The sequence below is a fragment of the Pseudalgibacter alginicilyticus genome (genome assembly GCF_001310225.1).
Taxonomy (GTDB): Bacteria; Bacteroidota; Bacteroidia; order Flavobacteriales; family Flavobacteriaceae; genus Pseudalgibacter; species Pseudalgibacter alginicilyticus.
Genome location: NZ_CP012898.1, coordinates 1,915,135 through 1,928,647 on the forward strand (window position 1 = coordinate 1,915,135; position 13,513 = coordinate 1,928,647).

Consider the following 13,513-nt stretch of genomic DNA (forward strand, 5'->3'; position numbering starts at 1 on the left):
GATGTTGTTAGCCTATAATCGCCATTTCATTATTGCCCATGGAAAAATATTTAAACATCATAAAAAACTCCTATTCTGGTTATTGGAATTATCTTAAAAATGAAGTTCTTTTTCCAAACCACTGGGACAATTATTTTTATGGACTCATTGCCATTTCACTTATTGTTTGGATTTTGGAAATTATTTTCCCTTGGCGAAAAAACCAATCTATTTTCAGAAAAGACTTTTGGTTAGATATATTTTATATGTTCTTTAATTTCTTTTTATTAAACCTTATTGTTTTGATTGCATTATCAAATACGGCAGCAGAAATTTTAAACGACATATTAAAAACTATAGGATTATCGCTTACTAAATTTCAACTTTTTAATGTAAATAATTTACCTAAATGGGCTGGATTGATAATATTCTTTCTTATATCAGATTTTGTACAATGGAATACTCACCGCCTTTTGCATCGGGTTCCATTTTTATGGAACTTTCACAAAGTACATCATTCTGTTAAAGAAATGGGGTTTGCCGCACATTTACGCTATCATTGGATGGAACCTGTAGTTTACAAATCATTGCTTTACATTCCCATTGCTATCATTGGGAACTACAATGCTAAAGATGTTGCTTTTGTGTATTTTTTTGCCATTGTAATAGGGCATTTAAATCATGCCAACTTAGGATGGGATTACGGTATTTTAAAATTTATTTTAAACAACCCTAAAATGCACATTTGGCATCATGTAAAAGAATTACCTAAACATGTTAGGTATGGTATGAACTATGGACTAACATTAAGTATTTGGGATTATCTTTTTAAAACAAATTACATCCCACATGACGGGAAGGATATTGAATTAGGTTTTGAAGGTGATGACGTTTTTCCTAAAGATTTTTTTAGGCAGGAAATATATCCTATATCTAAAAAGCCTAAATAGTTTTCACTTAGGCACCAACCCTTAAACACTATCAAATGAAATACGGTCTTTATTTTTTGATTACCATCCTGTCAATCTCAGCATTTAGTTCAAATAAAACCGCAAGGACATTTGATCATTCTATTTGGAATAACTTACTTCAAAAGCATGTTTCTGAAAATGGCCAGGTAAATTATAAAGGCTTTAAATCTAATATAAACTTATTACAACAATATATAACTACTTTAAGTAATACCACACCTAACGAAACTTGGAACAAAAACGAAAAACTTGCCTATTGGATAAATGCATACAATGCTTTGACTGTAGATCTTATTTTACAGAACTACCCTGTAAAAAGTATTAAAAACATAGACAAACCTTGGGATCAGCGTTTATGGAAATTAGGCAACAAATGGTATAACTTAAATGATATTGAACATGATATTTTAAGAAATATGAATGAACCTCGCATTCATTTCGCTATTGTTTGTGCTTCCTTTTCATGCCCAAAATTGCAAAATGAAGCTTATATTGCATCAAATATAGAACAGCAACTTACTAAAGCTACTTATGAATTTTTAAATGATCATAATAAAAACAGTATTTCTGAAAACAACTTAGAACTTTCAAAAATATTTCAATGGTTTGCCAAAGATTTTAAACAAAACAGCTCTCTGATTGATTTTTTAAACAAATATTCAGACATTAGAATATCTAAAAATGCAAAAAAACGTTTTAAAGATTATAATTGGAACTTAAATGAATCGTACTAAAAAAATATGAAAACACATATCTTACTTTTAATCACCTCCTTTTTATTCCTTTCTTCTTGTAAAAACAACACTTCAAACCAGAATGCACAATCTGAAATAGACAAACTGAATACTTTTTTTCAAAAGACATATGATGAGGATGTAGCAGAGTCTCCAATGCAACAAACAAGATTAGGCTTAAAAACAGAAAACTATGGAAAATGGGATGATATTTCAGATAAAAAACGCAAAAAAAAAATTAGCTGTTATTAAAAGCAGATTGGCATATTTAAACGATTCAATCAATGTAGATTTATTAGATAAAACAACATCCCTAAGTTACAAATTAGCAAAAGAGACCTATCAGAATTATATTTCAGACTTTAAATATCGCTTATATAATTATCCGATAAATCAAATGTTTGGATGGCATTCAAACATACCTGCATTTTTAATAAATATGCACAAAGTTTCAGATACTAAGGATGCAGAAGCTTACATCTCAAGATTAAAAAATACCTCAATATTGTTTTCTCAATTAGAAAATGAGCTCATACTAAGAGCTGAAAAAGGAATAATGATTCCTAAATTTGTTTTTGAGTTAGTAATTAACGATTGTAGAAATATAATATCAGGCACTCCTTTTGACAATACGAATTCAGCAAGTCCTATTATCGAAGATTTTATTAAAAAAGTCAATAAATTGGATATGAGTACTGAAGAAAAAGAGGAACTAATTGAAAAGGCAAATGAAGCACTACTCAACCATGTTAAACCTGCTTACACATCGTTAATAGCTTTGTTAAACGTACAAAAAGAACAAGCGACAACTGATATTGGTATATGGAAATTCCCTGATGGTAAGGCTTTTTACAATAACAAATTACAACGAACCACCACAACAAACATGACTGCAGATGAGATTCATGAATTGGGTTTAAGTGAGGTTAAACGCATTCATGATGAAATGCGTTCTATAATGAAAACTGTAGAGTTTGAAGGAAGCCTACAGGACTTTTTTACATTTATGAAGGAAAGTGAGCAGTTTTATTATCCAGACACTCCTGATGGAAAAAAAGCATACATAGCAGATGCCATAAAACTGATTGAGACCATGAAAACAAAATTAGATGAGTTATTTATTACAAAGCCAAAAGCTGACATAGTAGTAAAAGCTGTAGAGGCATTCAGGGAAAAAAGTACAGGAAAAGCATTTTACCAAAGAGGCACTCCAGATGGTAGTAGACCAGGTATTTTCTATTCCAATTTATACGACATGAAATCCATGCCAAATTATCAAATGGAAGCTTTAGCCTATCACGAGGGCATTCCTGGACATCATATGCAGCTTTCCATAGCACAAGAAATGGAAGAACTTCCCATGTTTAGAAAATTTGCTAAATATACAGCTTATACTGAAGGATGGGGTTTGTATACTGAATTATTACCTAAACAAGTTGGCATGTATAGTAACCCGTATTCAGATTTTGGTCGTCTAACCATGGAATTATGGCGAGCCTGTAGGTTGGTAGTAGATACAGGTATTCATGATAAAAAATGGACAAAAGAACAAAGTATTAACTTTTACGTTGAAAATACTCCTAATGCCAAATTAGATGCGATAAAAATGGTAGAACGCCATATTGTGATGCCAGGGCAAGCTACAGCCTATAAAATTGGAATGAACAAAATTCTTGAATTAAGAGAAGACGCTAAAACTCAATTAAAAGATAAATTTGATATTAGAGAATTCCATGACGTTGTACTTACTAATGGCGTTGTTCCTTTAAATGTTTTGGAAGAATTAGTAGAAGAATGGATACTCTTAAAATTAAACTAATTGTATTTAAATTAGAAAATTGGCTATCAACAAGACACCTTATAGATTATCCATTATCATTCCCACGCTGAATGAAGCCAATAACATATTCAACCTGTTAAATAATCTCACTAAAAATTCATCAAATAAAAACATATCAGAAATAATTGTCGTAGATGGAGGAAGCACGGATAAAACAAAAAAAATAGTTTCTAATTATAATAACATCATTCTATTAACTTCTGAAAAAGGACGTGCCAAACAAATGAATCTAGGTGCTAAAGCAGCTACAGGAAACATCCTTTATTTTTTACATGCAGACTCTTTTCCTCCTCAAAAATTTGATGAATTAATCATTAACGAAGTACAAAAAGGCAACGAAGCTGGCTGTTTTAGAATGCAATTTGACAGCTCTCATTGGTGGCTACTATTAGCTGGTTGGCTTACAAAATTTAACTGGCGCGCTTGTCGTGGAGGCGACCAAAGCCAGTTTATTACTAAAACATTATTTAATATTATTGGAGGTTTTAACGAACGCTATATTATATATGAAGATAATATTTTAATCAACGAGCTTTATGCTAGAAATCAATTTGTTGTTATAAATAAAAAACTAAAAACTTCAGCCAGATTATATAATAAACATGGTATTTGGAAAATACAATATCACTTCTTAATTATTCATGTAAAAAAATGGCTTGGTGCTTCTGCAGATGATATCTATCTATATTATAAAAAGAATATCTATTAATTTTTAAACTTTATTTCGGCCTTTTTCATTTGGATACAACAACGGCAAATTATCACTTTGATATATTTTTTTAGTATTTATTTCTAACCCTGTTAATTTCCCTCTAAATGCTGCTCCAGTATCTATGTTCCAAACATTAGCAGCACGCATAGGTAATTCTGAATTAAAATTAGTTGTTGGAGTATGTCCTATAAAAATTTCTTTGTAGTGTTTTAATCTTTTCGGATAAATTTCAGAATCTTCAGTTAGGGTTTTATCCATGGTTAACACCATTTCCCAAAGGGTTCTATCAAAATAAAAAGTCGTTTCAAAAACTTCTTTTTCAACACCATGCATGGATGTAAAGCCTGCATGAAGAAACAGCCTATTTTCATCATCTAAATAATATAATGGCATACTGTTAAAAAACTGGAAATGGGCTTTTTTTTCTACATCTGAAAACCCCACATAACTCTCCATAGTTTCTTTGCCTCCATGCATGTACCACGTTAAATCTACCTTTTCAGATTTTAACCACTCTTGACACCAAACATCATGATTACCTTTTATAAATACACACTTTATCTTTTCAGATAATTCTATTAAAAACTGTACTACTTGAGCAGATTCACTCCAACCATCAACATAATCGCCTACAAAAATAAGGGTGTCTTCCTCTGTAACTTCCATTTTATTAAGCACCTGAATTAATGCTTTTAATCCTCCGTGAATATCTCCAATTGCAAAAACCCTCATAAAATTATTTTTTGGCAAAATTAAAGTTTTCTATAAAAATGTGGCAATTATAACATTAAATTAAGATTAAAATAATCATTAGCTATCTACCAAACAACTATTTAGGAAAAATCTTTAATAATTCACAAATCTTAATTACATTAGGAAAAATTATTCTAAGCTACCTAAATATAAACTACATTGAAAATTAAAAAAGTATTAGTCGCCAATCGAGGTGAAATTGCAATCAGGATTTTTAGAGCCTGTACTGAAATCAATATTAAAACTGTTGGAATATACACTTTTGAAGACAGATATTCCCTCCATAGATATAAAGCTGACGAGTCTTATCAAATAGGCGAAGACAACGAACCTCTAAAACCTTATTTAAACATTCATGCTATTGTAAAAATAGCACTTGACAATGGTGTAGATGCCATACACCCTGGTTATGGTTTTTTATCTGAAAATGCTGATTTTGCACAAGCCTGTGAGGACAATGGTATTATTTTCATAGGACCAAAGGTATCTGTTTTAAAATCATTAGGTGATAAAATCACAGCCAAAACAGTAGCTGTTGCTAATGATATTCCTATTATTAAAAGTAATGACAAAACACTAAAGGACATTGACACAGCTTTATCCGAAGCTAAAAAGATTGGATACCCTTTAATGCTTAAAGCAGCTTCTGGTGGTGGCGGACGCGGTATGCGTGTTATAAGAACAGAAGATGAATTAAAAAGAGCTTTTAATGAAAGTAAGCGTGAAGCTTTAAATGCTTTTGGAGACGATACTGTGTTTTTAGAAAAGTTTGTTGAAAACCCAAAACATATTGAAATTCAAATTGTAGCAGATAACCATGGCAATACTGTTCATCTATTTGAACGCGATTGTTCGGTACAAAGACGCTATCAAAAGGTTATTGAATTTGCGCCTTCTTTTGGATTAAGTGATGATACAAAACAAGCATTATACACTTATGCCATTAACATATGTAAAGCTGTAAATTATAATAACATTGGTACTGTTGAATTTTTGGTAGATGATGATGCTTCAATTTACTTTATTGAAGTAAACCCAAGAGTACAAGTAGAACATACAGTTACTGAAGTTATAACCAATATAGATTTAATAAAAACTCAGATATTTATTGCTGGTGGTTACAAACTTTCAGATGAGCAAATAAAAATACCTAACCAAAATGCTATAACAATAAGTGGTTTTGCTCTACAATGTAGAATTACAACCGAAGACCCACAAAACGATTTTAAACCCGATTACGGAACTGTTTCTGCATACCGAAGCGCTTCTGGCTTTGGTATACGTCTAGATGCAGGAAGCATCTATCAAGGGGCTATTATTTCACCATTTTTTGACTCTATGCTTGTAAAAGTAACGGCACACGGAAGAACTTTAGATGGTGCCAGTAGAAAAATTCGTCGTGCCTTGGCAGAATTTAGAATTAGAGGTGTAAAAACAAACATGCCTTTTCTTGATAATATTTTAAAACATGAAACTTTTAGACAAGGAAAAGTAACGGTAAACTTCATCAAATCTAATCCAGATTTATTTATATTTAAAGCTCCAAAAAACAGGGCAACTAAATTAATAACTTATTTAGGAGACATTGTTGTAAACGGAAATAGTGATGTAAAAAAAATCGATCATTCTAAAAGCTTCGTAAAACCTAAAATACCAAAATTTGATTCAAACATTGAATATCCCCAAGGCACCAAAGATTTACTAACTAAATTAGGTCCAGAAAAATTCTCAGAGTGGCTAAAAAATGAAAAGAAAGTTCATTTTACAGATACCACTATGCGAGATGCTCACCAAAGTTTATTAGCAACTAGAATGCGTACGTACGATATGCTAAAAGTTGCAGAAGGCTACGCCAAAAACCATCCAAATATTTTTAGTATGGAAGTTTGGGGTGGTGCCACTTTTGATGTTTGTTTAAGATTTCTTCAAGAAAACCCATGGGAAAGGCTACGTATGTTACGAAAAGCCATGCCTAATTTACTATTACAAATGCTTATTAGAGGTTCAAATGGTGTAGGTTACAAAGCCTATTCAGACAATATTATAGGAGAGTTTGTTGAACAATCTTGGGAAAATGGTGTGGATATTTTTAGAATTTTTGACTCACTAAACTGGATGAAATCTTTAGCTCCTTGTATAGAACATGTTCGTACCCGAACCGAAGGTTTAGCCGAAGGCTCTATTTGTTATACCAATGACATTTTAAATCCAGAAAACACCAAATACAACCTTAAATACTATATCGATCTTGCAAAAGAAATTGAGAGCGCTGGTGCTCATATTTTGGGTGTAAAAGACATGGCTGGTTTATTAAAACCATATGCAGCCTATGAGCTTATTTCAGCATTAAAATCTGAAATCAACATCCCAATTCACTTACATACTCACGATACCTCATCCATACAATCTGCTACTTATTTAAAAGCTATTGAAGCAGGTGTTGATGTTATTGACGTAGCATTAGGAGGCATGTCTGGACTAACATCGCAGCCCAACTTCAATTCTATTGTTGAAATGTTAAAGTTCCAAGATAGAGCAAGTTCTATTAATATTGATTCATTAAATGAATATTCTAATTATTGGGAATCCGTAAGAGAATACTATTACCCATTTGAATCTGGTTTAAAATCTGGTTCCGGCGAGGTATTTAAACACGAAATACCAGGAGGTCAATATTCCAACCTAAAACCACAGGCACAAGCATTAGGATTGGAAGATCGTTTTCATGAAATCACCAAAATGTATGGTGAAGTCAATAAACTTTTTGGAGATATTGTTAAAGTGACCCCAAGTTCTAAAGTGGTAGGTGATATGGCTCAGTACCTGGTCAGTAACAACTTAACCATTCAAGATGTGATAGAACGAGGAGACAGTATTTCTTTTCCGCAATCTGTAGTTGATTTATTTAAAGGCGAGTTAGGTCAGCCAGTTGGAGGTTTCCCTGAAAAACTTCAAAAATTAATTCTAAAAGACCAAAAACCATATACTGATAGACCCAATGCACACATACCCCCTTTGGACATTGATGCAGAATACAAAGCTTTCAAAAAAATATTTGAATATGATTTGAGTCGCAAAATTGATTTTACTGATTTTTTATCTTACCAACTTTACCCTAAAGTGTTTACAGATGCCTTCAATAAGCATTTAAAATACGATAACCTTATGAATCTTCCAACAAAAAATTTCTTTTACGGCATGGAATTAGGAGAAGAAATTATTGTTGAATTAGACAAAGGTAAAACACTCCTTATTACATTAGAATCTATAGGAAAAGCTAATGATGAAGGTTTTGTAACCGTATACTTTAAAGTAAACGGACAAGGTAGAATAGTAAAAATAAAAGACCACTCCATTAAAGTAGATAAAATTGAAAACATAAAAGCCGATAAAACTGATGACAATCAAATTGGGGCACCTCTGCAAGGTATGTTATCAACCATTTTAGTTAAACAAGGTGACAAAGTAATAAAAAACCAACCTCTATTTATTATAGAGGCCATGAAAATGGAAACCACTATTACAGCTGCAACTGATGCTACAGTAAAGAAAATAGTTTTAGAAACTGGATTTATGGTTAATTCTGAAGACTTAGTTATTATTTTGAAATAAGCGAATCGTATTTTATTTTCTAAAATCATTAAATAAAAACACCTCTTTAAACACTTGTTTTACTTTGTATTACAAGTGTTATTTATTCCTAATAAACAATTCATATCATAAGTAAAATACGTTTAATGGCGAACCATTAAAAACAAGATTTTCCAATCACTGACATCTTTACGCTTAATTATTCCAGCAAACGTTATCAAGTCATTGAAGACAATGGAGATGGCACTTACCAAATATACATAGAGAATTTTGATAATGGGCTTGGTAAAACAGTGCTTATATTGAATTGACCTACGATGCTAATACAAATGAAGTTGTAAGTATTGATGATTATTATGCTAATTATTACATGACTATGGTGACAGAAGTAGAATTAATGATTCTTATTTTAACAGTAGTTCTGATGTTTAAAAAATAGAAATCAAACCCATTAACGTAGAAACAGGAGAAACCTCTTTTGTTTATACTATTTCATATTCGGCTAATAATAATAATAATAATAATAGTACCTTATCTATTTATGGCACAGCAGGAACATTTAAAATAGAATATGAAGGCACCTTAACAACTTATAAAGAATACCCTGTTGAATAACTAATATTAAAAAATAATTAAAAAGACAGTCTTTTTTATTTTCCTTAATCTACCCAAAACATTAATTTATAGATAGCATAACGCTTAACCTAAGCAGTGTCAATCTTCACAAAAAAGTTAGCAACAACATAGCCTACAATCAAACAACCAAATTTTATTCTCGTATTTTTTTACACATTTTTTAATCATGTTGTTTACAGATAATTCACATCGAAAACCAACGACAAAATACAATTATAACCGTTTAATAAACAAATGATTACTAATTTTTATATAGTATTTTTTTTGTTTGTTTTTTACTTTTTAAACAGTATATTTGGTAAACCAATCTGGAAAACCAATAAGAATAGCCAGGTAAAACAAACTAAAATATGATTAGTAAACTATGCTTTATTTCTCATAAATATATAATCATTACCAATTTAAAAAACTATACTAATGAAAAAAATTACTACTTTTTTGTTATTTCTGTTCACCTTATCTACAATAGGACAAAACATGACTTATAACATTGATGACCCAAAAGATTTACAAAAAACATTTTACCAACCAGGAGATCATATTATATTAAAAAATGGCATCTACGATACCGATGGCCGTGCAGTATTTATGGGTTCAGGAACTGCTGAAAACCCTATAGTCTTTAGAGCGGAAACACCAGGAGGTGTAATCTTTACTGGAGGCATGCAACTAAACATAGGTGGAGAGACTGATGATACTACAGGTGAAATACTTGCAACTGGCGAATATTTGATAGTTGATGGTTTTCATTGGAAAGGAGGCTACGGCTCTAGTAGCGTTATAGAATTTAGAAATAGTTATGATCACGCACGTAATAGCACCATCCAAAATTGTGTGATGGATGGTTTAGGGGTAGACATAAATGATACTGAAATAGGAGTCAGTGAAAAACATAACTGGATTCAGATGTATGGGTATTTCAATACTGTAATTAACTGTTCGTTTATGAATAAAGTAACTTCTGGAAATATGATTTTGGTGGATTTAGCATATAATGAATGGGCACCACCACATAGAGAGCCAGAAGAAGGCGAACCAGATAACGGATATCAAACAGTTAATACAAGCTGCAATACAGTGGGGCATACCATTAGTAATAATTATTTCTATAACTATCAAAAAGTGAATTCTTCTTATGAAAACTCAGGAGATAGTGAAACAATACGTATAGGTACAAGTTCTAATCAGAACATTCATAGTGGCACGACAGTTAGTAACAACTATTTTGTTCAAGCTGATGGCGAAAACGAAATTATTACAAATAAAAGCAAGTACAATAAATATATTAATAACACCTTCCGAAGGTCTAGAGGTTCTCTGGTACTCAGACATGGTTCTCACGCTACCGTAGAAGGCAACTATTTTTTAGGGGAAAATGTAGATGGTACAGGGGGAATTAGAATTGTTGATAGTAATCATACGATTACCAATAATTACATTCAAGATTGTATAACAATTATTGATCAAGCTAAATGGAATAATGGTATAACATTTATGGGTGGTAAAGCGGCAGCTGCAGTTGATTGTAATTCATCAAGCATGTCAAATGGTTATCAAAAATCAGAAAACATCAACCTTTCTAATAATACAATTATAAATACCAATGCGCCTTTGTTTTATAACGTAAATACAGATCATGACAACAATGTTACAGGAACAATTTCAAATAACTTAATTTATTTTACACCCTCATACCCTGCAGAAAAACTAACTCCAGTTATTTCTGGTGACACTCCAACTTCTTACTCTGATATTGGTACAAATGCCGCGTTAACTTATACTGGTAATGTTTATACTGGAACTACCTTGGGAGCAACAAATACTGGTTTTGAAGAAAAAACTGAAATTATAGCTAATCTAATACCTAATGGTGACATTTTTACTTTTTCAGGGACTGGATATGAGGGTAAAGGTGCAGACATGGGAGCTTATACACCAATAACTGATGATATGGTTGGCTACGGCATAGGAGCTTGTTTTACAAATAATTTAGGTGTTAATATATTTGATGGCGATTGCTCCATTGAAATACCTGAATCTATAGTTATAAGCAATTTACAACCTCTCTCCAATGCTGAAGCTAATTATGATATTACTGTAAATGCCAATGTAGGTTGGACTGCCGTTTCAAACAACGATTGGATTACTATAGATATAAGCGCTGGTACTGGAGATGCCACTATTTCTGTTTCGGTTACTCAAAACACAGAAACAAGTAGTAGAGTTGGTTCAATTACTTTCACACAAGTTGCTGGAGGTAGTGATATTGTTAGAAACTTAACTATTACACAAGAAGGTATAAGTTTAACAGATTTATATAATTTAATTAATACGGGTGAATCAGGTGACCTTGTGAAAGTATTCTCTTATTCTAAGCAAGAGGATAAAGAAGGAAAAACAAATATTGCTACAAACACATTGGACAAAAATTTTAATACTGTTTGGGCTGCCGACGATGACAGTGTACCAACAGGAGACTATAAATCTGATGGCGAATATGTTATTTATAATCTAAATGATGAATATAAACTTGATTTAATACAAATTGCTACAGATGATAAGGCTGACCCCTATGGATTACAAATTTGGGTTTCTACAACTGGAACAGATCCTTCAGATTTTACAATGGTACTACCAACTAGTGGAGACTTATTAATTACAACAACCACAGGTATTCGTGAAGCCTATGACCAATATGAAGTTTCTACAAATGCACGGTATGTGAAATTAATTGTTTTTGGAAGGTTTAATGGCACTGCTGACACAAGAAAAAGTCAATGGAGTAATATTTCAGAAATAGAATTTTACGGAACGTCTACAACACTATCTACCCATGATTTTTCAGTAAATAATATAATACTATTTCCAAATCCAGTAAGTAATGGTTTATTATATCTAAATAAACAGTCTATTGATTTTGATGAACTAACTATTTATAATGTTTCTGGGAAAACTATTTTAACAAAAAAACTTAATTCATCATTAAAAAAAGAAAGCATTGATATTTCTTCTATTTCGGAAGGTTTATATTTTGTAGAAGTTAAAAAAGGAAGTTTTAGATCCGTAAATAAAATTGTTGTTTCAAAACAATAATTAGTTGACAAAATTTATTTTTATAAAACCCCAGATAAATAATTGTTCTGGGGTTTTTTCTCTTACTCACTTTGAAAACACGTTGTAATGTTCTTTTATTAGTAGCTCCACTGGTTTGTTTTGAGGTGTAAACCTATCATTATTTTCACCACCAGCAACTTCATGGTTATGATGCCATTTCCATACAAATCCTCCAGCAAACCAATCTTCATTCCAAAAGGCTTCAAATAGAGCATGTGTAGCATTATTTTGTGCTTCCAGATTTATATTACCCATATCCCGATCACTTTTCCAAGGTGCTTTCCCTGAATAATCCACACTTCTATAGCCAAACTCTGTAAATAAAATAGGCTTATGATATTGAATTGAAAATTTGTGAATATTACTTTTATACATTTCCCAGCCCTCTAAACACTCTTTAATTGTTGGTGTTTTACTATCACTCACTGGAAAATAAGCATCTATTCCAATATAATCCATTTGATTCCAAAAAGTTGTTTTTTCATATTCATTCCAATTAGCAGCATAAGTCAATTTTCCTTTATAAATTTTCTTAATACTTATTATTAATTCATTCCAGTACGCAGGTCTATGCGCTACAAATTTTTCAAGTTCAGTTCCAATACAAAAAACATCAACTTTTTTAGTTTCTGCCAGTTTAGCATATTCTAAAACAAACTTAGAATAAGAAACTTCCAAAGTTTGCCAATCAGCCTCAGTTTGCATATTTATTTCACCTGTAAAATAACCTCCTCTCACCCAAATCTGAGGTTTAAGCATGATTTTAATAGATTGCTCTTGCAACTCTTCTATATACTGTTTAGCACCAAAAACACGTTCACCAATCCATTGCCTTTCAGTATTAAAAGTTATTTCTGGGTCTGTTAAATTTCTAATAAAACCAAATGGCATGATAGCTGCATAATTTGCATTTATAGCAACAACAGGTTTTGTATGCTTGTCAGAAATTAATTCTCTAGAAGCTACAAAACTCACTCCATTAATCTTTTGTGTTTGTGTAGTACATGATTGATTAATCAACAAGATGACTCCTATTAAAATTTTAAATCTATTCATCAAATGAAGTAACTTATTTTTTAAATTTAAATAATAGCACGAAAAGATAACTATAATTCCTTACAGTTGTATTTTAGTTTATAAACATTCTAAATTAATACACTCAGTTTAAGTTATTACCTTTAAC

Annotated in this window: 9 protein-coding genes; 7 read left to right on the top strand and 2 right to left on the bottom strand. The window is 31.5% G+C overall.

Going from position 1 to position 13,513, the window contains the following annotated elements:
• The first annotated feature begins 38 nt into the window (after positions 1-38).
• From APS56_RS07965 to APS56_RS07980, 5 genes are read left to right on the top strand one after another with little or no spacing between them, the layout of a single operon-like run.
• Complete coding sequence (locus tag APS56_RS07965) at positions 39-929, top strand: sterol desaturase family protein (RefSeq protein WP_054726984.1); 891 nt, start codon at positions 39-41, stop codon at positions 927-929.
• Positions 930-964: 35 nt separating this feature from the next.
• Positions 965-1,684, top strand: coding sequence for a DUF547 domain-containing protein (locus APS56_RS07970; protein WP_054726985.1), 720 nt, complete (start codon positions 965-967; stop codon positions 1,682-1,684).
• A 6-nt stretch (positions 1,685-1,690) separates the two neighbouring features.
• Positions 1,691-1,936, top strand: a complete 246-nt coding sequence (locus tag APS56_RS17245) for a hypothetical protein (protein WP_349267973.1) — start codon at positions 1,691-1,693, stop codon at positions 1,934-1,936.
• A gap of 7 nt (positions 1,937-1,943) precedes the next feature.
• Positions 1,944-3,503 (top strand): DUF885 domain-containing protein, encoded by a 1,560-nt coding sequence (locus tag APS56_RS07975; protein ID WP_349267975.1) that lies wholly within the window; start codon positions 1,944-1,946, stop codon positions 3,501-3,503.
• Positions 3,504-3,522: 19 nt separating this feature from the next.
• Positions 3,523-4,233: a TIGR04283 family arsenosugar biosynthesis glycosyltransferase gene (locus APS56_RS07980; RefSeq protein ID WP_236778477.1), complete on the top strand. Its 711-nt coding sequence runs from the start codon at positions 3,523-3,525 to the stop codon at positions 4,231-4,233.
• A 3-nt stretch (positions 4,234-4,236) separates the two neighbouring features.
• Here the strand turns inward: APS56_RS07980 and APS56_RS07985 are convergent, their stop codons facing one another.
• Positions 4,237-4,968: a metallophosphoesterase family protein gene (locus APS56_RS07985; RefSeq protein WP_054726986.1), complete on the bottom strand. Its 732-nt coding sequence runs from the start codon at positions 4,966-4,968 to the stop codon at positions 4,237-4,239.
• 180 nt (positions 4,969-5,148) lie between these two features.
• Here APS56_RS07985 and APS56_RS07990 point away from each other — a divergent pair, with 180 nt between their 5' ends.
• Positions 5,149-8,601, top strand: coding sequence for a pyruvate carboxylase (locus APS56_RS07990; RefSeq protein ID WP_054726987.1), 3,453 nt, complete (start codon positions 5,149-5,151; stop codon positions 8,599-8,601).
• Between the two features lie 1,032 nt (positions 8,602-9,633).
• Positions 9,634-12,309, top strand: coding sequence for a chondroitinase-B domain-containing protein (locus APS56_RS07995; RefSeq protein ID WP_054726989.1), 2,676 nt, complete (start codon positions 9,634-9,636; stop codon positions 12,307-12,309).
• Positions 12,310-12,375: 66 nt separating this feature from the next.
• Here APS56_RS07995 and APS56_RS08000 read toward each other — a convergent pair whose 3' ends face one another.
• Positions 12,376-13,386, bottom strand: coding sequence for a glycoside hydrolase family 113 (locus APS56_RS08000; RefSeq protein ID WP_054726991.1), 1,011 nt, complete (start codon positions 13,384-13,386; stop codon positions 12,376-12,378).
• Positions 13,387-13,513 lie beyond the last annotated feature (127 nt).